Origin of the sequence: Rhodanobacter lindaniclasticus (genome assembly GCF_004799035.1) — a bacterium.
Classification (GTDB): domain Bacteria; phylum Pseudomonadota; class Gammaproteobacteria; order Xanthomonadales; family Rhodanobacteraceae; genus Rhodanobacter; species Rhodanobacter lindaniclasticus.
Map to the genome: position 1 here is coordinate 1 of NZ_MWIO01000001.1, position 20,186 is coordinate 20,186.

The following is a 20,186-nucleotide window of genomic DNA, read 5'->3' on the forward strand; positions in this document are numbered from 1 at the left end:
TTGGCTGATGCGCCATTGAGACCGCCGAACCAGTTCGACGATCTCCCGTTTGTATTCAGGGCTGTAACGCTTGCGCTTGGACATGGACACTCCTCTGGCCCAGTATGGGGCTTAGTGAAAGTGTCCGCAGAATCGGGGTAGAACCCAAGAGGTTGGGGCGAAGGGGGTGTTTTTGATCTCCGCAAGAGAATCGCCCTGCCATAGGTCATTCTTGTGGTGAAAGGTCTGAGTGCTACTGTTCTGAAACCTTATATGAACCCATGAGCAGGAGATCATGCATATGAACAGGTTGCCCGTAATTTGCGTTGCCACCCTCATCGCATTGGTTTCACCCTTGGCCGTGTGGGCTCAGAAAAATATAGACAGCACGAACGAGGCGATCAGGGTTTCGGCGAACCAATCGACGGGTAACGTAACCACGGTGAACGGCTCTGTGACTTTGGAAGCCGGAGCGAAGGTCACCGCAATCCAAACCACGAACGGTGCCGTGGAACTTGGCGACAAGGCCCAGGTGCGCCAGATCACCACCGCGAATGCCGGAGTTTCACTGGGAAGCGGTAGCGTCGTTGAAGGGAGTGTCAGCACCACCAATGGAAGTGTCGTGCTTTCACCCGGGGCGGTGGTGCAGGGCCAAGTGAATACGATTCACGGCTCGATCGAATTGAACGCGGCTCATGTCGCCGGCGGCATCCACACCACCAGCGCAAACATCACGATCGGAGCCAACTCTCGCGTGGAGGGCGGCATCAGCGTAGGCAAGCAGGAAAGCTTTCTCCAGTGGGGGCACCCGACCGTCATCATCGGTCCTCACGCAATCGTCCAAGGCCCACTGGAATTTCGGCAGGAAGTCGACCTGAGGGTGAGTGAGAGCGCAAAGATCGGACATGTCACAGGTGCGGAACCTCGAATGTTCGAGGGTGACGCTCCAGAGGCGGCACACTAACGGCCTTGAACCATGCAAGTATTCGGCAGATGCAAGTCGGCCGCACTCTTGCCACGGAAGGCCAGGAAGAAAGTAATCAAAGAGCGCCCTCACTCAACCCTCCCCCGGCGTCGCCGGGAGAGGAGGCAGAAGCAAGGCTGTGGGACGACGCTCTTGACCTGGCTGTTTTGAAAAGTGCGGGCCACGATGGCCCGCTGCTCTACCCGGGGCCCCTGTGCGGCGATGAGTCGGGGACGACAGGCCGCGCAGCGGGAGCCGACAAGGATGTCGGCTCCTTTTCGCCAGGGCAGGCGACGGCATGGATGCCGGAGTTGAGGCAACGCAGGAGCGGTTGCCCGATGCCCTGTCGAAAAGCCCGGCCCCGGCTCACGGACTTGCCGGGCAGGATGCCCGGCAAGCGCCAAGCGGGGTGGCCTTTCTCTTTGGTTACTTTCTCTTTGGCCACGCAAAGAGAAAGTAACTCGGCTGCCGCAGGCAGACGAAAGCTCTTCGCTCCAAAGCTCTTACCCCATATGTTGCACGCCGCGCAAAGCATCGCGCACAAGGTGCGCTCCTACAGGTGGTCGAGGCAGCCTGCGCACTTGGTCCGCGGACAGACCACTCGTCAAGACAGTCCACGGCCTTCCGAATCATGCACCGAGCTTCGGCGTGGCCAACCCGTTCAAGGCAACAGCACGAACACCGTAACGATCAGCAACAACGCCAGCGGATACAAACTGGAACGATCGAACAGCCGCGCCGCGGCGCGGCCGTCGCACGTCACCGCTAGCCGCAGCGCCGGTACCAGCAGCAGAACCAACCCAGCCAGCAGCACAGCAAGCTGGAACGGCCAGCCCAGGGTCAGCGGCGAGAGCCGCGCCAGCAGCAGGCTGCCGGCGACGGTGAGAACGAGCAGCACGGCGACCAGCCAGCCGGCGACGTGCAGGCCGAACACCAGCGGGATGGTGCGTGCACCGATCGCACGATCCTCCTCGATGTCATTCCAGTCGGCGGGGATGTTCTGCCCGCCGACTTCCCACAGCATCAGCCAGCCCAGCATCAGCGCCAGCCCGGCCGGCGCGGGCGATGGCACCACGGCGAACACGGCGGCGACGGGGCCGGCGGATTTCACCAGGCCGCTGATTACGGTGCGCCACCAGGTGACCTTGAGCAGTTTCACGTAGGCCAGTTCCAGCAGCGCCGCGGCGATGAGGATGGCGAGGATCCACGGGTTGAGCAGCCAGATGCCGAGCACGGCCAGCGCAAACCACAGGCCGAACCAGGCCAGTGCGCCTTTCATGCTGATCAGGTTCTGCGCCAGCGGGTAGCGCATGGTGGAGGCTTCCACCGCATAGCCGGGGGTGAGTCCGCGCGCCACTTTCTGCTGGTCGTCCTTGACGCCGGCGAGGTCGTTCAGCGCATAGATCGCGGTGTAGCCGGCCAGCGCGGTGCCCAGGCAGATCGCCAGCACCTGCCAGTCGGGGAAACGGCCCAGCCACAGCAAGGCGACGAAGCCGGGCATGGCGATGTCGAGCACGCCGTGCAGCGAGCGCGAGAGGGCGAGGAAACGGCGCATGCGGTCAACTCCGTTTCGTGAAGCTGGCCATGTAGTTGATGTCCTCGCGCCCCGGCGCCACGCGGAAGCTGCGCTTGAGCGGGTGGTACATCAGGCTGGCCACGGCGTTGAACTGCAGCCCCGCCGCGCTCGCCCACGCGCGCATCTCGGTCGGGCGGATCAGTTTGCGGTAGCTGTGCGTGCCGCGCGGCAGCAGGCCGAGGATGTATTCGCCGGCCACGATGGCGAAGGCGAACGCCTTGAGGTTGCGATTGATGGTGGAGAAGAACGCCACGCCGCCGGGCTTGAGCAACTGCGCGCAGGCGGCGATCACGCGCGCGGGCTCGGGCACGTGTTCGAGCATCTCCATGCAGGTCACCGCGTCGAACGTGCCGGCCTCCTCGCGCGCCAGCGTTTCCACGTCGATCTCGCGATAGTCGATGTGCAGGGCGCCGCGCTCGGCATGCTGGCGCGCCACGTTCAGCGACAGCGTGGAGAGGTCGATGCCGGTGACTCGCGCGCCGTGTTTCGCCAGCGCCTCGGTGAGGATGCCGCCGCCGCAGCCCACGTCCACGACGCGCGGCGCGGCGCCGCTCAGGCGGTCGGTGATGAAGCGCAGGCGCAGGCCGTTGATGGCATGCAACTGGCCCATCTTGCCGTGCGGGTCCCACCACAGCTGGGCGATGCGGTTGAAGTGCGCGATCTCCGCGGCGTCAACATTCGGCGATTCGGTCATGGGTGGGGCGAGTCCAGCATTGCAAGGTGGCGATGGCATCGGCGAGTTCGCCGCGGCGGATGTCGTTGACGAACACCCCGGTACCCACGGCGGTGGGGAGCGGCACGCGCTGGGCGCCGTTGCGATGCTCGACGCGGTCCAGCAGCGACTGCCACATCAGCGTGGCGTCGAGCAGTTCCAGCGGCGGCGCCAGGCCTAGGCGTTCGACCAGGGCGAGGATGCGTGCGGCGGCCGCATCGGCGAGCAGGCCGCGGGCGTGGGCGATGGCGACGGAGACCAGGATGTCCAGCAGCACCGCCTCGCCGTGCAGCAGGTGGTCCTCGTGCCGCGTTTCCAGGCCGTAGCTGAAGGTGTGGCCGAAATCCGCCACGCGCGCCAGCTCGTCCTCGAACAGGTTGGGTGCCAGCTCCTGCAGCATGTCGTCGATGGCGCGGTCGAGGATCGCGCCGCCAGCCTCGCCCTGAAACGCGCCGGCGATGCTGGCGGCGCCGTGGCGTTCCAGCAGGATGAACAGCGCGGCGTCCTTGATTACCGCGAGCTTGACGATCTCGCACACGCCGTTGCGCAGATGCCGCGGCGGCAGGGTGCGCAGCAGGCGGCGATCCAGCAGCACGCGGCGCGGCGGCTCGAAGCTGCCGAGGCGGTTCTTGCGGCCGTTGAAGTTGATCGCGGTCTTGATCCCCACCGCCGCGTCCACGTAGCCCATCAAGGTGGTGGGCACCTTGATGTGCGGCACGCCACGGCGGTAGCTGGAGGCCGCGAAGCCGACCACGTCGGTGAGCACACCGCCGCCGATGGCGAGGATGGGTTCGTCGCGGCGATGGATGGGGAACTCGTCCAGCGTACGCAGCAGATGCTGCCACGTCTCCATCGTCTTGCCGCCCTCGCCGCCGGGCAGCGGGACGATGCGCGCGGTCACGCCATGCTGCGCGAAATAGGCGGCAAGGCGGGCACCGTGGTGGCGCAACACCACCTCGTCCACCACCACGAAGCGGCGGCCACCGGCGCGACGACCGTCGGCCAGCAAGGCGTCACAGGCCGGATCGAACACGTCGGCCACGTTGCACAGTTCGTATTCGACGCGGCGCGTCTCGCTGACCCGCCAGCGCGTTGCCGCCGCGTTCATGCGATCTCCCGCCACGCGGCGCGCTGCGCCAGCACCTCGCGGGCCACTGCCTGCGCGGCGGCCAGGTCGTGGTGACGCCAGTGGCCGCATTGCTCGATGCGCGCGTAGGGCACGGCGGTGGCGCCGAGCACGCCATACAGCACGGTTTCCAAGGTCTGCTCGATCACCTCGCGGCGACCCTCGTTCAACAGCGTGAGGTAGAAACCGGTCCGGCAGCCCATCACGCCCACGCCGATGAAGTGCCCCGGCAGCAGGCGGCCGAAACCCTCCAGCAGGAAGTGCTCCAGCGAATGCGCCTCGACCGTGCTCAGGCAGGCGTCGGCATTGGGCAGGCGCCAGCGCAGGTCGATGGTGCAGACCACGTCGCCGCCCGCTCCCGCGTGCACGCCGCGCAGCTTCACGCTGGGCGCCTTCAGGCGGCGATGGTCCAGCTCGCCGATGGTGTCGGCAGCCCAGCCCCAGGCGTCGAGGTCGATCCGCATCGATCAGCTCTGCGCGATCGCGGCAAGGTGGCGATGGCTGGCCTGCAACGCCTCCTGCCACGCATCCACGTGGTGGTACAGCTCCACCGAACCGTAGCCGCGGAAGCCGTGCGCGTTCAGCGCGGCGAAGCTGGCCGCCAGATCCAGCGTGCCTTCGCCGGGGATCTCGTGGAAATGCACGATGCCGGTGCGCGTATTGGCCACCATGGCGTCCACCAGCGCGGGGCCGCGCGCGCCGCGCAGCCAGGCCAGGATCGGATGGGCGCGCTCCAGGGCGTCGAAGCTCAGCCCGGGCACCGAGATCAGGTAGGTGAAAAGCTCGTCGTCCAGCGGCGAGGCGCCGGCGTACAGGCTGTCGTAATCCACCCAGCGTGCCGCTTGCGCGAGACCGGCCCGCGCCAGCAGGGCATCGATGCGCCGCTGCCGCGCGGCATCCGGCGCGCGATCGGCGAAGTACAGCGGATGGCTGCCATCCAGCAGCAGGTAGTCGGCGCCGTCGGGGAAATACACCAGCGTGCTGGCGTGGTCGAGGTTGACGGCGAGCGTGTCGCTGTCTTCCACGATCTTCAGGTTCCAGCCCGCGCGCGCATCGGAGATGTGCAGGTAGCGCGCCTGCGGCGCGGCCTGCGCCAGCGCGGCGAGGTAGTCCGGCTCGGAGCAGTAGGCATGGCAGAGGTCGATGTGCAGCGCGAAGCGCGGCGAACCGACCGCGGCGATCAGCGCCTGGCCCTGCGCCAGCGTCTCGATCGCCATGCCGGGCTCGGGTTCGATCAGCAGGGTGATGTCCTCGTCGTCGCGGATCTCGCCCAGACACTCGCGGATGGACTCGGCCAGCACGTCGAGCGGGTCCACCTGCGGCTGGCGCACATGCTCTTCGCGCACGAAGCCGCTGCCGCAGGTGACCAGGTTCGTGCCCAGCTGTCGCGCCACGCGAATGCCGCGCTTGACCAGGTCGATGCGCCGCTTGCGCCCGGCCGTGTCCAGCGACATCAGCGAAGGCTCGTGCGGCCGCGAGGGCGTGAAGAAGTGCGAAGCGGTGGCCACGCAGGCCGGCGCGATGCCGGCACGCGCCAGGCGATGCTTCACGGCATCGAGATCATCATCGCCGAGGTCGAACGGATTGAAGTGGTCGCGATGGAGGGCGATTTCCATCCCCGCATAGCCGGCGCGCGCCACCGCGTCGATGGCATCGAGGAAGGGCAAGCGGGTGAGTCCGAAACTGCTGTACGCGAGATCGATCATGCGCCGTGCCGGGGCGTGAGCCCGGAGTGGACAAAGTGGCGCAAGCGTGTCGGCGCAGCCGCAAAGTCGCCTTGATGCAGGTCAACGAAAGCGGCGACGGTGCGCCGCCGCGACAAAACGCGTCGCTTGGCGAGCCGGCGTCGCGCGTCGCGCGATCAAGCCGGCGCGACGCTCAATCCACCGGCGTATGCCGCGACCGGCTCACCTCGGCAGGGTTCACCGCTCCGGCCTTGTTCGACCACGACTGGCGGATGTAGCTCACCACGGCGGCGACGTCCTCGTCGTCGAGCTGCTGCGCGAACGGCGGCATCGAGTACGGCCGCGGGTTGGCCGCGGTGGCCGGGGCGAAGCCGCCCAGCAGCACGCTGCGGATCGCGTTGACGCTGGTCGGTCCGGTGACCGAGGTGTTGCCGTCCAGCGGCGGGTAGACGCCGGCCACGCCCTGGCCGTTGTCGCCGTGGCAATCGGCGCACTGCTTCGCGTAGAGCTTGCCGCCCTGTTCGTGGCTGGACGCCTGCTGGAACGCGCTGGCAACCGGCGCGCGCGGCGGCAGCGATTGCAGGTAGGTCGCCACCGCCTGCAGGTCGGCGTCGGTCATGTGCTGGGTGCTCAGGCGCACCACGTCGGCCATCGGCCCGAACGCGCTGCCCTTGGACGACTGGCCGGTTTTCAGCAGGTCCACCACGTCCTGCGCGCTCCAGCCTTCCAGGCCGCCGCCGGTGCGCGTGCTGAGGTCGGGCGCGTACCAGTCCAGCTGGGGGATCTGGCCGCCGGTGAGGTGCTGGCTCTGCTCGATGCCGCCGAGCGAATCGCGCGGCGCGTGGCATTCGTTGCAATGGCCCAGTCCCTGCACCAGGTAGGCGCCGCGATTCCACTGCGGCGACTGCGCGGGATCGGGCTGGTACACGCCGGGCTTGAAGTACAGCGCACGCCACGCCACCAGGCTGCTGCGCACGTTGTAGGGAAACTCCAGGCCGGTCGGCTGCGCCGGCTGGTTCACCGGCGGCAGCGATTTCAGGTAGGCGAAGATCGACAGCGCATCGTCGCGCGTGACCTTGGTGAACGAGGTGTAGGAGAACACCGGATACAGCAGCTGGCCATGACGGCCCTTGCCCAGATGCAGCGCGGCCCAGAAATCGTCGAAGCTCCACTGGCCGATGCCGGTGTCCCGATCCGGCGTGATGTTGGGCGCCGGCACGTCGCCGAACGGCGTGGCCAGCGAGCGACCGCCCGCATACGGCTGGCCGCCGCGCGCAGTGTGGCAGGCGGCGCAATCGCCGACGGTAGCGAGATACCTGCCTTGTTCGATCCGCGCCGGATCGACCAGCGCGGCCGCTTCGGCCCCGCGCTGGACCGGCGTGGACGGCATGCTGCGGTCGCGCGCGAGATACCACCACGCGGCCGCGCCGATCAGCAGCAACACCACCAGCAAGCCGGCACCGCGTCGCAACCACTTCATGGATTCACCTCGCTGTGGCCCATCACGCACCAACCCGGCAGCGGCGTCGTCTGCGCCGTGGCGGGCTGCGGGTGCATGTCCGCCGGCGGCTCGTGGCTGGCCAGCCACGCGGCTACCGCGGCGATATCCGGCTCACGCATGCGATTGGCCACCACACCCATGCAGTATGGCCCTTCCGCCGCGCGGGTATGCGTGCGCCACGACACCAGCTGGTTGCTGATGTAGTCGGAGGACAGGCCGACCAGGCCGGGCATCATCGGCTCGAAACCGGTGAGCTTGTCACCGTGGCAACTGACGCACGAAGGCACCGCGCGGGCGGGATCGCCGTGCAGCACCAGTTGTTCGCCGCGGCGCAGGACCTCGGCCGACACCGCCGGCTGCGGCCAGCGGTGGTAGGACAGATCCTGCGCGGCGAAGTACTCGGCGATCTGGCGCAGGTACGGCTGGCTCAGCTGGCGCACCACGTATTCCATCGGCGCGTGCCGGCGCTGGCCGGACTGGAAATACTCCAGCTGCTGCAGCAGATAGCCCGCGGGCTTGCCGGCCAGGCGCGGCGCCAGCACGCCGTCGGGCGAACCTTCGCCGCGCGCGCCGTGGCAACTGGTGCACGCGGCCACGCGTTGTTCCATGGTGTCGGGAGTGGCTGCAGCCAGGGCGGCCGCGGCACTGCAAAACGCAAGCAGCGCGACCGCCGCGCGAAGCGACGAGCGTCGGTAAGGGGGACGGATCATCCGCCCATGGTAATCCCGGCCGCCGTTTCGCCGGGGACTCGCGACATCCTGCCGCACTGCCGCCCGACCGCCTGAGCCGCTGCCGGGCGGGCGAAAAGTTGCAAATGAATCTGTTGACCGCAGCGCAACATTGGCCGTAAGGTCGAGCCATGTCGCCGATTTCCGCCCCTGCCCACCTGTTTGCCGCCCCGGTTCGCACCGGCGCCGCGACGGCGTGCATGGGCCTCATCGCCACGACTACCCGCACGATTACCACCGGTACCACCAGTCCCGGGCGGAGCGTCGTGCGCAGCTGAAGTTTTCCACGCAACGGCCCGCCCTCGACGAGGCGGGCCGGCCGATACCGACACGCCAGCGAGCACGGGCCTCCACCGGAGAGGCCACCGTGATCACCTGTGCACCCGAGCAAGCCAAGCATGTCCCGCTGCCGCCGCTGTCGCCGCACGCCACCGGCAGCACGCGGCTGCGCACGCTGGCGGTGGGCGTGGTCGGCCCCGGCCGCGTCGGCAGCGCCCTGCTGGCCCAGTTGCGCACGGCGCAGCCGCGACTGGCGCGCACGCTCGGCCTGGATCTCAGGCTTTGCGGCGTGGTCGCCAGCAAACGCATGTGGCTGGATTGCGACGATGCCGAACTCAACGACCGCCACGGCGGCGCGCAGACCTGGCGACCGAATGACCTCGACGCGTTCGCCGCGCACGTGCGCGGCAACGACGGCCGCCACGCGCTGCTGATCGACTGCAGCGCCAGCGACGAGGTGGCCTCGCACTATCCGCAGTGGCTGGCCGCGGGCATCCACGTGGTGACGCCGAACAAGCTCGCCGGCAGCGGCCCGCTGCCGCGCTGGCAGGCGATCCGCAGCGCCTGCGCCGGCGGCGCGCGTTTCCGCTGCGAGGCCACCGTCTGCGCCGGCCTGCCGGTGGTGCAGACCCTGCGCGACCTGCTCGACACCGGCGACGAGCTGCTCGCGGTGGAAGGCATGTTCTCCGGCACGCTGGCCTGGCTGTGCAACCGCCACGACGGCCGGCAGCCGTTCTCCGCGCTGGTGCGCGAGGCACATGCGCTGGGCTATACCGAACCCGATCCGCGCGACGATCTTTCCGGCCTGGATGTGGCGCGCAAGCTGGTGATCCTGGCGCGCGAGGCCGGCTGGCCGCTGTCGCTGGAGGACGTGGACCTGCAAAGCCTGGTGCCGGCACCGCTCGCCGCGCTGGACCGCGACGCGTTCTTCGCACGGCTGGACGAGCTCGACGCGCCGATGGCGGCGGCGCTGGCCCAGGCGCATGCCGCCGGCGGCGTGCTGCGCCACGTCGCCCATCTCGACCGCCACGGCCGCGCCAGCGTGCGCCTGCAGGTGCTGCCGGCCAGCCACGCCTTCGCGCACACGCGGCTGACCGACAACGTGGTGCAGTTCAGCACGCGTCGCTACTGCGATAATCCGTTGCTGGTGCAGGGCCCGGGTGCCGGGCCGGAAGTCACCGCGGCCGGCGTGTTCGCCGACCTGCTGCGCATCGCCGAATCGCTGGCGGTGCATGCATGAACACGTTGCTACGGGAATCGCTCATGGCTGCACGCGCACGACCACCGCTCCTCGCCCGCGCCTTCGCCCCGGCCAGCGTGGGCAACGTGGGGGTGGGCTTCGACCTGCTCGGCCACAGCGTGGCCGGCGCCGGCGATCGCGCCGAGGTGCGCCGCATCGACGAACCGGTGGTGCGCATCGCCGCGATCCGCGGCTGCGTCGAGGGCCTGCCGCTGGACCCATTGCACAACACGGCCGGCACCGCGCTGCTGTCGCTGCATCGCGCACTGAAGCTGCCGTTCGGTTTCGAACTGGTGCTGCACAAGGGCATCGCGCTGGGCTCGGGCATGGGTGGTTCGGCGGCCTCGTGCGTGGCCGCGCTGGTCGCCGCCAACGCCTTGCTGGAACAACCGCTGTCGCGCGAGGCGCTGTACCCGTTCGCGCTCGACGGCGAGGCGGTGGCCAGCGGCAGCCGCCACGGCGACAATCTCGGCTCGATGCTGCTCGGCGGCCTGGTGCTGGCCACCCACGAGCGCCTGCTGCGCATCGAGGTACCGGCGGCCTGGCACTGCGCGCTGGTGCATCCGCACGTGGTGCTGGAGACGCGCCGCGCGCGCGCCGCGCTGGCCGGCCATTACGAACTGGGCGAATTCGTGGCGCAGAGTTCCAACCTCGCCCTGGTGCTGGCGGGCTGCTTCCGCGGCGATGCGGCACTGGTGCGCGAAGGCCTCGAGGACGTGCTGGTGGAACCGCGCCGCGCCGCGCTGATCCCGCACTTCGCGCAAGTAAAACAGGCCGCGCTCGACCACCACGCCCTCGGCGCCAGCATCTCCGGTGCCGGCCCCAGCGTGTTCGGCTGGTACGACAACCGCGCCGATGCCGCAGCGGCCAGCGCGGCGATGCAGGCCGCATTCGCCGAGGGCGGGCTGGACAGCGACGCATGGGTGTCGCCGATCAACGGGCCGGCGGCCGAGTTGATGGATTCGCTCGACCAGGACTCGCAACCATGATGATCGTAGGGCGGGCACCGCCCGCCGGCCCCTCTTCGCGCATCGTCGCAATCGCGGCGGGCAATGCCCGCCCTACGCCTGTAGGAGCGCACCCAGTGCGCGAGCTCTTCCTGGCACGCGACAAAGGCATCGCGCACGGGGTGCGCTCCTACAGCAGGGGTGGCGGTCATGCATGAACCTCTGCGTTATCACAGCACGCGCAGCAGCAGCACGGAAACCGTACCGCTCAGCCACGCCATCGCCGCCGGCCTCGCCCCCGACGGCGGCCTGTACGTGCCCGACCACCTGCCACGACTCGATCCTGCCGCGTTCGACCCGCACGGCACACTGGCCGACACTGCCACCACCTTGCTGACACCGTTCTTCGCCGGCGATGCACTGGCCGAAGACCTGCCGGCGATCTGCGCCGAAGCCTTCACCTTCGACGCGCCGCTGCGTCCGCTGCCCGCGCATCCGCACACGCTGATGCTGGAACTGTTCCACGGCCCCACTTCGGCATTCAAGGATTTCGGCGCACGCTTCCTCGCCGCCTGCCTGCGCCGGCTGCCGCGCGCCGACACGCGCCCGCTGACGATCCTCGTCGCCACCTCCGGCGACACCGGCGCCGCGGTGGCCGCCGCGTTCCACCGCCAGCCGAACATCCGCGTGGTGATCCTCTACCCCGACGGCCGGGTCTCGCCGCGCCAGGCGCACCAGCTCGGCTGCTTCGGCGACAACATCACCGCGCTGCGCGTGGCCGGCCGCTTCGACGATTGCCAGCGCATGGTCAAGGCCGCGCTCAACGACGCGGCGCTGCAGGCCGAGATACCGCTTTCCTCGGCCAACAGCATCAGCCTCGGCCGCCTGCTGCCGCAGATGAGCTACTACGCCCACGCCGCGCTGCGCTGGTGGCGCGAACACGGCACGCCGCTCAACTTCATCATCCCCACCGGCAACCTCGGCAACGCCATGGCCTGCCTGTGGGCGCGGGAAATGGGCTTGCCGATCGGCGAAGTGCGCCTGGCCTGCAACGCCAACGCCACCCTGCCCGACTACTTCGCCGGCGCCGACTATCGGCCGCGCGAAGCCGTCGCCACCCTCGCCAATGCGATGGACGTCGGCGCGCCCAGCAACTTCGAACGCCTGCGCTGGACCTTCCCCGACGAAAGCAAACTGCGCCACCTGCTGCAGGCCCACAGCGTCGACGACGCCACCATCCGCCGCACCATCGCCACCCACGCCTGCGACCACGGCGAGGTGCTCTGCCCGCACACCGCCACGGCGATGCACGAACTGGATCGGCTGCGCGAGGCAGGCGATACGTCCGCGTGGGCCGTCGTCGCCACCGCGCACCCGGCCAAGTTCGAGGGCGTGGTGGAGCCGCTGGTCGGTCATCCGGTGGCGGTACCGCCGCCCCTCGCTGCGTTGCTGGAACGCACCGCGCATGCGACGCCTTTGCCGGCCACCGCGCAGGCGCTGGTCTCGTGGCTTCGCTAGGAGCCAGATCGGGCCCGCGCCACTGCTCCCAGCAGCCGCTGACACGACGCAGGCTATAGACGGTAGTGATCAAGCGCAAAAGTCCTATTGCAAGGCGGCATTCGCGCTGCGAATCTCGGCAAGTCGCCCGATGGCCGTCGGCCGTCTGCCAAGGCGCGCAGGTGCAAGTGCGCTCCGGCCCGGAAGAGGGGCCACCCGTCAATCAAGGAGGAACCATGGGTATCCAGGAAGGATTTCTGCACGGTCTGCCGCCGGCACCCCGCCGCTCTGACCGACAGAGAGAAAGCCGCTGCAGATCGGCCCCACCTCATCACCCCGGTCGATCATCGGCGCGCATGAACCCGTCGCCGAAGCAGCCCATGACCAATAAGCTCCCGAACCACGAGTTGCAGTCTCCATCACGGAGGAAACCACGCAATGACTCAACGCATTGACCCCGTAAAACTCAAGGCCGCCGCAGAGCACTTGGAGTGGGTGCTGAAGCAGTATCCGGACAGCGAGGACGTGCGGGGCCTGCTGCACTCGTTGGGGCCGCTGCTTGAGGAAGCCAAGGCCGGCAGAGTCGGTGAGCCCGTGGACAGCGTGAAGATCCCCGGCGCCTGGAACTTCTCGGACGGGCGTTACGTTCCCTACAAGGATCCAGGCGTCGACTCCGCTTATGTCGCTTTCGTTGTCGAAATGGAGGGCGGACTGAGTGAGCAGGAAAAACAGCTGAACGCTCGGATGGATGCCCTACGCAAGACCCGGGAGGGAAGCTCCCAGCCATGAATAGGCATGGCCTCACCCCCGAAGCAATCAGGACACAGTATGAGGCTTCGATTGTCGGAAGCAGCACCTTTCAACCGCAGGGTGTCAGCAAACAGGCAGCGCTGGATTACCTGAGCAATACCGATGAAGGCGCAATGTACTGGTGGCAAGTTGCCGAGGGTTTCCCACCAGGCGCACCTTCGGAGGAAATAACCAAGCGCGCACTCGGGCAGCTCCGATCCGGCCTGGACCTGCCACGCATGGTGACCATCAACCCCGGTGATTCCCTCATCAAGCTCGTCCCCGAAGGCAAAACGCCCACGGTTCATTCGCCATTCTGGACTGGTGAGCCCCGGGCCAACGCAGCGATCGCGGAAGGCAGAAATCTCTCCGAGTATTTCGCGCTGCCAATCGACAGCGAAGCGCCGCGCTTCGACGCCTACCGGATCACCGCAAGGTTCCCGACACAGGTTTTCATCAATACGATAGCGCCCACCTCCGAGTTGGGCGGCCTGGTCACCAAGAGTGGTGGCGCGGAGCAGGTATTGGTCCCGAACCGCAAACTTTTTTACGACCCGGTGTACGTCAAGAGCGTCACGAATATCCCTGACATTGCCATCGGGGCTGAGCGCGGCGCGCTCGCATCCACCCTGGTTCGGGGTGCCGGCGCCCTCGGCGTTGCAGCGGCTGTGGGCGACGCCTACACCACCGCCGCGCAGTACCAGGCGCTCAGCGCGCAAAGTAACCCGTTCGGCGCGGATGCGTTGCTGCGCCGCTACGAAGGGCGCACGGCGGGTGGCGTGATCGGAGGGATCGGCGCCGGCGCCGTCTATGGGTTTGTGGCCGGATCGGAGACTGGGCCCGGCGCCTTCATCACCGGCGCGGTGGGCGGCGTGGTGGGGGCGTTTGCGGGCGACAAGATCGCCACCATGATCACCGAGCACAAGGTCAATCATCAGACCGGCGCCGACGGCGTCACCTACATGTACGAAAGCGGTGTCTGGAAGCACACGCACCATCAGCTCGATCCCGATGGCTCCGCGGTGCCGGACCCTTACGGCGCCCCATCGATGCAGGCGGTGGTGACGACAGCACCGGCCGAGCAGGTGGCGCAACTGGACTACCAGCGCATGACCGCGATCACCGCGTTGGCGCTGGCCAATCCGGCCACGCAGGACACGCGGCTGATCGAGCTGGACGGCATCCGCTGGCACGCCACGCGCACCGGTTGGGCGCAGACGGTGGAACTCCCCGGCCTGCCCAACAACAGCTTCGGCATTCCTGCCTTCACGACGGTGGACCGGCCTGCCGATGCGCAGACCGCCAAGGCGCTGGACCAGCTCGCCGCCAACCGCAAGTTCAACAACACGCACTACGCCGAGGCCGTAGCCAACGCCTACGTGATGGATTACTACGGCAAGGGCTGGAGCGAGACCGGTCCCCTGCCCGAGGTCGTTACCCAGGCTCTCGGGCTGGCCAGCGAGAAGCACATCACCGACCCGCAGACCGGGCACGTCTGGAACGCCGACGGCCACGGGCATTTCAGCAGGGAGGAAACGCGGCTGATCGGCAGGGTGGTGATCCATGAGTCGCACGGGGCGAGCGGCGAGGAGCTGGTGCGACTCGGCCGGCTGGAACAGTCGGCCATTGGTTCGAATGCGAACTACGGCAGACAGTTGATCGCGCAGAAGCACGAAGAGTGGCAGGCGACGCAGGTGCATGCGCCGATCGAGCGCGGCGCCATCGGACCCGATCATCATCCAGCTCCGCCCGAATCCGTGCCAACGTCTCCCGACCTGACATCCGCACCCACACGCATGGCGCCGCCGATCACGCCGGCAAGTTCCGATCGCGCCATGTTCGATGCGCTGGTCGCGGCCGCACGCACGATGGACATCGACGCCATGCGCTCGATCGGCCAGCAATACCTGCAATCGGCACAAGGGCAGGCGTGGCTGGCGGCGGGGCAACAACTCAACCAGCAACTTGCGCAGCAGGCGGAACAGGAGGCGCAGGTGCGGCAAGCGGTGGCGATGCAGCGATGAGGAAGGAACCCATGAGCCAAGACATTGACGAGTCGAACCATGCGCAGGCGGAGGACCTGCGCGCGCTGGCGCTGCAACTGGCAGCATTCACCGGCGTGCTGGAGCAGCGCGGCGAGCAGGTAGTGCAGGAGACTCACGACGCCGTGCAACGCCTCGACCGCGCCGCCCACGGCCTGGCCGGTACTTCCGAACGGCTGGCCGCCAGCGCCATCGAACACATGCGGCAAGCCGCGGCCACCGCGGTGGCCAGCGGACTGCGCCAGCCGCTGGAGGACGCCGGGCGCAGCATGCAGGACGGCACCCAGCAACTCCAGCGTGCCATCCGCGAGCTGGAAGAGCGCACCCGCCGCCTCGGCAAGGCCTTGTCGGCGCATGCGTGGAAGACCTTCGTGGCCAGCGCCGTGGCTTCGCTGGCGGTGATCGGCGTGGCGGTCTGCGTCGGCGTGCAGGCGCATCGGGAAAGCGTGCGCGCCGAATGGATCGGCCAAATCAACACCGCCATCGCCAACGGCAAGCTGGCGCGGTGCGCCGACGGCGGAGTGTGCGCGCGCGCCGGCAACAAGTGGATGCGGCTGGACCCCTAGGCGCAGCGCGACATCGTGCCGTCGGCAGCCTATCCCGGCGAAGCCAATGGTTTCATCTGTATCCATTTGGCCGCCTAGCCGTCCAAATTGCGCCGCGGCGGCTTAGAAGATTTCGTCATGAAGATTTTTGTTGACAGATTCGGCCGCATCGCTTAGGGTCGATTTCATGTCGCAACGCAGCAGCCATTGCCGCACCGCCGAAGTGAACCGTCTCGCGACGGTCGACGGTCTGCTGCAACTCGGCGGCACGCTCCTTCTTGCTCTCGTACTCGTACTCCTCATTACCAACGGAGGTGCGGGCTGAGGGCATGTGTCCAGGTAGCTAGAAAACAAACCTGAAGACTCCCGAAGAACCCCGCACCGGCAACGGCGCGGGGTTTTTTGTTGCCCTCGGCATCGCATCCCGATCGGAGCGAAGCCATGAAAACCCAGCAGCACGACGAACAACACGAGGCCGGCGACGTAGCCGCCGACCGCGTGCGCATCTTCGACACCACCTTGCGCGACGGCGAGCAGACGCCCGGCTTCTCGATGGACCGGCGCGCCAAGCTGCGCATGGCGCAGATGCTCGAATCGCTCGGCGTGGACGTGCTCGAGGCGGGTTTTCCGCAGGCCTCGCCGGATGATTTTGCCGCGGTGGCGCAGATCGCCGAGTCGCTGAAATCCACCACCGTGTGCGCGCTGGCGCGCTGCCAGGCCGGCGACATCGACAGCGCCGCCCGTGCGCTGGAGAAGGCGAATCGCTCGCGCATCCACGTGTTCATCTCCACCAGCCCGCTGCATCGCGAACACAAGCTGGGCATGAGCAAGGCGCAGGTACTGGAGGCCGCGGTGGCCGCGGTGGAACAGGCGCGCGAGCGCTGCCACGAGGTGGAGTTCTCCGCCGAGGACGCGATGCGCACCGAGCCGGAGTTCCTCGCCGAGGTGTTCGCCGCCGCCATCGCGGCCGGCGCCAGCACACTGAACGCGCCGGATACGGTCGGCTACATGACGCCGGCCGAGATCGCCGAACGTTTCGCATGGCTGCGCGCCCACGTCGCCGGCGCCGAACGCGTGGTGTTCTCCAGCCATTGCCACAACGACCTCGGCCTGGCGGTGGCCAACAGCCTGGCTGCGGTGGAGGCCGGCGCGCGGCAGGTGGAATGCACCATCAACGGCATCGGCGAGCGCGCCGGCAATGCCGCGCTGGAGGAGATCGTGATGGCGCTGAAGGTGCGCGGCGTCTATTTCGGCGCGGACACCCGCATCGACACGCGCAAGCTCTACCCCGCCTCGCGCCTGCTGTCCCAGCTCACTGGCCAGAACGTGCAGCGCAACAAGGCGATCGTCGGCGCCAACGCGTTCGCGCACGAGTCGGGCATCCACCAGCACGGCATGCTCAAGCATCGCGGCACCTACGAGATCATGCGCCCGCAGGACGTGGGCCTGGCCGAGACGAAACTTGTGTTGGGCAAGCACTCCGGCCGCGCCGCACTGCGCCAGCGCCTGCAGGCGCTCGGTCACGCGCCGGAAGAAGCGGCGCTGGACGCGATCTTCGCGCGCTTCAAGACGCTGGCCGACAAGAAGCGCGAAGTGCACGACGAGGATCTGGAAGCACTGGCGCTGGGCCAGGACCCCGACGCGCTGGGTCCGTGGCAGCTGTTGCGGCTGGACACCAGCACGCACCTGGGCGCCGGCGCCTCGGCCGCGGTGAAACTGCGCCACGACGACGGGCGCGAGGCGGCGGAGGCGGCTATAGGCGACGGTCCGGTCGACGCGGTGCTGCGCGCGATCGAACGCGCCACCGACAGCGACCTGCGCCTGGCCGATTTCCAGGTGCGCGCGGTGAGCGAAGGCGGCGACGCGCAGGGCCAGGCACGGCTGGTCGCCCATCACGCCGGCCGCCAGTGGAACGGCGCGGGCGTCAGTACCGACATCGTCGAAGCCACCGCGCAGGCCGCGCTGGCCATCGTCAATCGCATCGAACGCCAGGCGGCGTCGAATCCGCCGGATGTCACGCGCACACGTGCGCACAAGGAGACCGCTGCATGAGTACGCCCTTCGTCTGGCACAACGGCCGCATCAAGCCGTCGGCCGAAGCCACCACCCACGTCAGCGCGCACGCGCTGCACTACGGCTCCTCCGTGTTCGAGGGCGAGCGCGTCTACGCCACGCCGCGCGGTCCGGCTTACTTCCGCCTCGCCGACCATACCCGGCGCCTGTTCGAGTCGGCCCGCGTCTACGAAATCGAGATCGGCTACGGCGAGGAGGAGATCAACGCCGCCTGCCTGGAGCTGATCCGCGCCAACGCGATGCCGTCGGCCTACGTGCGGCCGATCGTGTTCCGCGGCGCGGGCGGGCTGGGCGTGCTGGCGAAGGACGGCGCCCCGGTCGAGGTGGCGATCATGGCGATGGCCTGGGGCGCGTACCTGGGCGAGGCAGCCGAACGCGGCGCCGACATCTGCGTGTCGTCCTGGCACCGCCCCGCGCCGAACACCTTGCCGAGCTGGGCCAAGGCCGGCGGCAATTACCTGTCGAGCCAGCTGATCGGGCTGGAGGCGCGCCGCAACGGCTACGACGAGGGCATCGCGCTGGGCGTGAACGGCCTGCTCAGCGAAGGCGCCGGCGAGAACCTGTTCCTGGTGAAGAACGGCAAGCTGCTCACGCCCCCGTCCAGCGCCGGCATCCTGGCCGGGATCACCCGCGACAGCGTGCTGGCGCTGGCCGCCGATCTTGGCATCGAAGCGGAAGAACGCGAGCTGCCGCGCGAGGCGCTGTATTCGGCCGACGAGGTGTTCATGACCGGCACCGCCGCCGAGATCACGCCGGTGCGCTCGGTCGACCGCAAGGCGATCGGCCAGGGCGCGCCCGGTCCGGTCACGCAGCAGCTGCGGCAGGCGTTCTTCGGCCTGTTCGACGGGCGCACCGAGGATCGCCGGTCCTGGCTGACCATGGTCAGTGCGGTCATCCCTGGTCGCGAAGATCAAGAACCGGCCATCCATGGCCGGACTCCTCATCAACAGCCTGCCCCTATGGAGGCATCGGCATGAGTGCGAGGACGCTGTTCGAGAAAATCTGGGACGCCCACGTGGTCGCCGCCGAGACCGCCGACACGCCGGCGATCCTCTACGTCGACCTGCACCTGGTGCACGAGGTGACCTCGCCGCAGGCGTTCAGCGAACTGCGCGCGCGCGGCCTGAAGCTGCGCCGGCCCGACCGCATGCTGGCCACGCTGGACCATTCCACGCCGACCCTGCCGGCGAACGCCGACGGCAGCCGCCCGTACGCGAGCGCCGAGGCGCAGGCGCAGGTCGCGCAGCTGGAAGCGAACTGCCGCGAATTCGGCGTCGAGCTGCACGGCTGGGACAGCGCCGAGCGCGGCATCGTGCACGTGATCGGCCCCGAGCTGGGCGCCACGCAGCCGGGCATGACCATCGTCTGCGGCGACAGCCACACCTCGACCCACGGCGCGTTCGGCGCGCTGGCGTTCGGCATCGGCACCACCGAGGTCGGCCACGTGATGGCCACGCAGTGCCTGCTGCAGCGCCGGCCGAAGACCATGGCGATCCACGTCGACGGCCAATTGCCTGCCGGCGTCGGGGCGAAGGACCTGATCCTGCACATCATCGGCAGCATCGGCGTCGATGGCGGCACCGGCCACGTGCTGGAGTACCGCGGCGCGGCGATCGAGGCGCTGTCGATGGACGAGCGCATGACCGTGTGCAACATGTCGATCGAGGCCGGCGCGCGCGCCGGGCTGATCGCGCCGGACGAGACCACGTTCGCCTGGCTGAAAGGTCGCCCGCGCGTGCCGCAGGGCGCGGCGTGGGACGCCGCCGTCACGCAATGGCGCGCGCTGAAGAGCGACGACGGCGCGCGCTACGACCGCGAGGTGCGCATCGACGCCGCCGCGGTGAAGCCCACCGTCACCTACGGCACCCATCCGGGCATGGCGATCGCGCTGGACGCACCGGTGCCGGCGGCCACCAATGCGCAGGAGCGCCGCGCGCTGGACTACATGCGAAGCCAGCCCGGCCAGCCGATGCAGGGCACGCCGGTGGACGTGGTGTTCATCGGCAGCTGCACCAACTCCCGCCTGTCCGACCTGCGCGAAGTGGCGCGCGTGCTGCGCGGCCGACACGTCGCCGCCGGCGTGCGCATGCTGGTGGTGCCCGGCTCCGAGGCGGTGCGCCGCGACGCCGAGCGCGAAGGCCTGCACCGGGTGTTCCTTGCCGCCGGCGCCGAATGGCGCGTGCCCGGCTGCTCGATGTGCATCGCGATGAACGGCGACCTGGCGCAGCCCGGGCAACTGGTGGTGTCCACCTCCAACCGCAACTTCGAAGGCCGCCAGGGCAAGGGCGCGCGCACCGTGCTGGCCAGCCCGGCTACTGCCGCGGCATCGGCGATCGCCGGGTGCATCGCTGATCCGCGGGAATACTTGGTGGAGGTGGCGGCATGAATGCCCACGACCGCCGCGTTGCGCTCCCTCTCCCCTCCGGGGAGAGGGCTGGGGTGAGGGGCCACGCCGACGCAGATACCGCATCAAAGCGGGCTCTGATCAACAACGCCGCAAGCA

Annotated in this window: 18 protein-coding genes; 11 read left to right on the forward strand and 7 right to left on the reverse strand. The window is 68.6% G+C overall.

The genetic code is table 11. From position 1 onward, the window contains the following. The first annotated feature begins 280 nt into the window (after positions 1–280). On the forward strand, positions 281–943 hold the full coding sequence (locus B1991_RS00005; RefSeq protein WP_136256649.1) for a DUF4097 domain-containing protein: 663 nt from the start codon (positions 281–283) through the stop codon (positions 941–943). Positions 944–1,604: 661 nt separating this feature from the next. On the opposite strand, the gene B1991_RS00010 is transcribed toward B1991_RS00005, so the two are convergent. From B1991_RS00010 to B1991_RS00040, 7 genes are all read right to left on the reverse strand, one after another. Beyond that, positions 1,605–2,498, reverse strand: a complete 894-nt coding sequence (locus B1991_RS00010) for a UbiA prenyltransferase family protein (RefSeq protein WP_136256650.1) — start codon at positions 2,496–2,498, stop codon at positions 1,605–1,607. Positions 2,499–2,502: 4 nt separating this feature from the next. After that, positions 2,503–3,213: a bifunctional 2-polyprenyl-6-hydroxyphenol methylase/3-demethylubiquinol 3-O-methyltransferase UbiG gene (gene ubiG / locus B1991_RS00015; RefSeq protein ID WP_136256651.1), complete on the reverse strand. Its 711-nt coding sequence runs from the start codon at positions 3,211–3,213 to the stop codon at positions 2,503–2,505. After that, positions 3,191–4,339 carry a sedoheptulose 7-phosphate cyclase gene (locus B1991_RS00020; protein ID WP_136256652.1) on the reverse strand — a complete coding sequence of 383 codons (1,149 nt, stop codon included), beginning with the start codon at positions 4,337–4,339 and terminating at the stop codon, positions 3,191–3,193. Before B1991_RS00020 ends, ubiG begins: the two co-directional genes overlap by 23 nt. After that, the gene (locus B1991_RS00025) at positions 4,336–4,821 is read right to left on the reverse strand and encodes an S-ribosylhomocysteine lyase (protein ID WP_136256653.1); all 486 of its coding nucleotides are present in this window, start codon (positions 4,819–4,821) and stop codon (positions 4,336–4,338) included. The genes B1991_RS00020 and B1991_RS00025 overlap by 4 nt, the downstream gene beginning before the upstream one ends. A gap of 3 nt (positions 4,822–4,824) precedes the next feature. Continuing rightward, entirely contained in the window at positions 4,825–6,063 is a 1,239-nt protein-coding gene (locus tag B1991_RS00030) for a sugar phosphate isomerase/epimerase family protein (protein WP_136256654.1), read from the reverse strand. 172 nt (positions 6,064–6,235) lie between these two features. After that, positions 6,236–7,522, reverse strand: coding sequence for a c-type cytochrome (locus B1991_RS00035; RefSeq protein ID WP_136256655.1), 1,287 nt, complete (start codon positions 7,520–7,522; stop codon positions 6,236–6,238). Continuing rightward, positions 7,519–8,253 (reverse strand): c-type cytochrome, encoded by a 735-nt coding sequence (locus B1991_RS00040; RefSeq protein WP_136256656.1) that lies wholly within the window; start codon positions 8,251–8,253, stop codon positions 7,519–7,521. Before B1991_RS00040 ends, B1991_RS00035 begins: the two co-directional genes overlap by 4 nt. Positions 8,254–8,638: 385 nt before the next feature. Here B1991_RS00040 and B1991_RS00045 point away from each other — a divergent pair, with 385 nt between their 5' ends. The 10 genes from B1991_RS00045 to leuC all read left to right on the forward strand — a co-directional run bounded on the left by B1991_RS00045 (position 8,639) and on the right by leuC (position 20,069). Then, positions 8,639–9,790, forward strand: coding sequence for a homoserine dehydrogenase family protein (locus tag B1991_RS00045; protein ID WP_136256657.1), 1,152 nt, complete (start codon positions 8,639–8,641; stop codon positions 9,788–9,790). Positions 9,791–9,813: 23 nt separating this feature from the next. Beyond that, positions 9,814–10,779, forward strand: coding sequence for a homoserine kinase (locus B1991_RS00050; RefSeq protein ID WP_425466638.1), 966 nt, complete (start codon positions 9,814–9,816; stop codon positions 10,777–10,779). A gap of 168 nt (positions 10,780–10,947) precedes the next feature. Then, positions 10,948–12,255: a threonine synthase gene (gene thrC / locus B1991_RS00055; protein WP_136256659.1), complete on the forward strand. Its 1,308-nt coding sequence runs from the start codon at positions 10,948–10,950 to the stop codon at positions 12,253–12,255. 417 nt (positions 12,256–12,672) lie between these two features. Continuing rightward, positions 12,673–13,023: a hypothetical protein gene (locus tag B1991_RS00060; protein WP_136256660.1), complete on the forward strand. Its 351-nt coding sequence runs from the start codon at positions 12,673–12,675 to the stop codon at positions 13,021–13,023. Continuing rightward, a complete protein-coding gene (locus tag B1991_RS00065) occupies positions 13,020–15,047 on the forward strand; it encodes a hypothetical protein (protein WP_136256661.1) in 2,028 nt (675 codons plus the stop codon). The genes B1991_RS00060 and B1991_RS00065 overlap by 4 nt, the downstream gene beginning before the upstream one ends. Positions 15,048–15,058: 11 nt before the next feature. Continuing rightward, positions 15,059–15,631, forward strand: coding sequence for a hypothetical protein (locus tag B1991_RS00070; RefSeq protein WP_136256662.1), 573 nt, complete (start codon positions 15,059–15,061; stop codon positions 15,629–15,631). 166 nt (positions 15,632–15,797) lie between these two features. Next, positions 15,798–15,935 (forward strand): hypothetical protein, encoded by a 138-nt coding sequence (locus tag B1991_RS18575; RefSeq protein WP_168709550.1) that lies wholly within the window; start codon positions 15,798–15,800, stop codon positions 15,933–15,935. A gap of 116 nt (positions 15,936–16,051) precedes the next feature. Then, positions 16,052–17,662, forward strand: a complete 1,611-nt coding sequence (locus B1991_RS00075) for a 2-isopropylmalate synthase (protein WP_136256663.1) — start codon at positions 16,052–16,054, stop codon at positions 17,660–17,662. Then, positions 17,659–18,660 carry a branched-chain amino acid transaminase gene (locus B1991_RS00080; RefSeq protein ID WP_136256664.1) on the forward strand — a complete coding sequence of 334 codons (1,002 nt, stop codon included), beginning with the start codon at positions 17,659–17,661 and terminating at the stop codon, positions 18,658–18,660. The genes B1991_RS00075 and B1991_RS00080 overlap by 4 nt, the downstream gene beginning before the upstream one ends. Then, on the forward strand, positions 18,657–20,069 hold the full coding sequence (leuC, locus tag B1991_RS00085; protein ID WP_136256665.1) for a 3-isopropylmalate dehydratase large subunit: 1,413 nt from the start codon (positions 18,657–18,659) through the stop codon (positions 20,067–20,069). Before B1991_RS00080 ends, leuC begins: the two co-directional genes overlap by 4 nt. The last annotated feature ends 117 nt before the right edge of the window (positions 20,070–20,186 follow it).

Bases quoted from the DNA above. Each gene is read 5' to 3' on its own strand.
- B1991_RS18575 (WP_168709550.1), top strand. From the start codon at position 15,798: ATGTCGCAACGCAGCAGCCATTGCCGCACCGCCGAAGTGAACCGTCTC.
- B1991_RS00035 (WP_136256655.1), bottom strand. From the start codon at position 7,522: ATGAAGTGGTTGCGACGCGGTGCCGGCTTGCTGGTGGTGTTGCTGCTG.
- thrC (WP_136256659.1), top strand. From the start codon at position 10,948: ATGCATGAACCTCTGCGTTATCACAGCACGCGCAGCAGCAGCACGGAA.
- B1991_RS00025 (WP_136256653.1), bottom strand. From the start codon at position 4,821: ATGCGGATCGACCTCGACGCCTGGGGCTGGGCTGCCGACACCATCGGC.
- B1991_RS00080 (WP_136256664.1), top strand. From the start codon at position 17,659: ATGAGTACGCCCTTCGTCTGGCACAACGGCCGCATCAAGCCGTCGGCC.
- B1991_RS00050 (WP_425466638.1), top strand. From the start codon at position 9,814: ATGGCTGCACGCGCACGACCACCGCTCCTCGCCCGCGCCTTCGCCCCG.
- B1991_RS00070 (WP_136256662.1), top strand. From the start codon at position 15,059: ATGAGCCAAGACATTGACGAGTCGAACCATGCGCAGGCGGAGGACCTG.
- B1991_RS00075 (WP_136256663.1), top strand. From the start codon at position 16,052: ATGAAAACCCAGCAGCACGACGAACAACACGAGGCCGGCGACGTAGCC.
- B1991_RS00040 (WP_136256656.1), bottom strand. From the start codon at position 8,253: ATGATCCGTCCCCCTTACCGACGCTCGTCGCTTCGCGCGGCGGTCGCG.
- B1991_RS00060 (WP_136256660.1), top strand. From the start codon at position 12,673: ATGACTCAACGCATTGACCCCGTAAAACTCAAGGCCGCCGCAGAGCAC.
- leuC (WP_136256665.1), top strand. From the start codon at position 18,657: ATGAGTGCGAGGACGCTGTTCGAGAAAATCTGGGACGCCCACGTGGTC.
- B1991_RS00020 (WP_136256652.1), bottom strand. From the start codon at position 4,339: ATGAACGCGGCGGCAACGCGCTGGCGGGTCAGCGAGACGCGCCGCGTC.
- ubiG (WP_136256651.1), bottom strand. From the start codon at position 3,213: ATGACCGAATCGCCGAATGTTGACGCCGCGGAGATCGCGCACTTCAAC.
- B1991_RS00005 (WP_136256649.1), top strand. From the start codon at position 281: ATGAACAGGTTGCCCGTAATTTGCGTTGCCACCCTCATCGCATTGGTT.
- B1991_RS00010 (WP_136256650.1), bottom strand. From the start codon at position 2,498: ATGCGCCGTTTCCTCGCCCTCTCGCGCTCGCTGCACGGCGTGCTCGAC.
- B1991_RS00030 (WP_136256654.1), bottom strand. From the start codon at position 6,063: ATGATCGATCTCGCGTACAGCAGTTTCGGACTCACCCGCTTGCCCTTC.
- B1991_RS00065 (WP_136256661.1), top strand. From the start codon at position 13,020: ATGAATAGGCATGGCCTCACCCCCGAAGCAATCAGGACACAGTATGAG.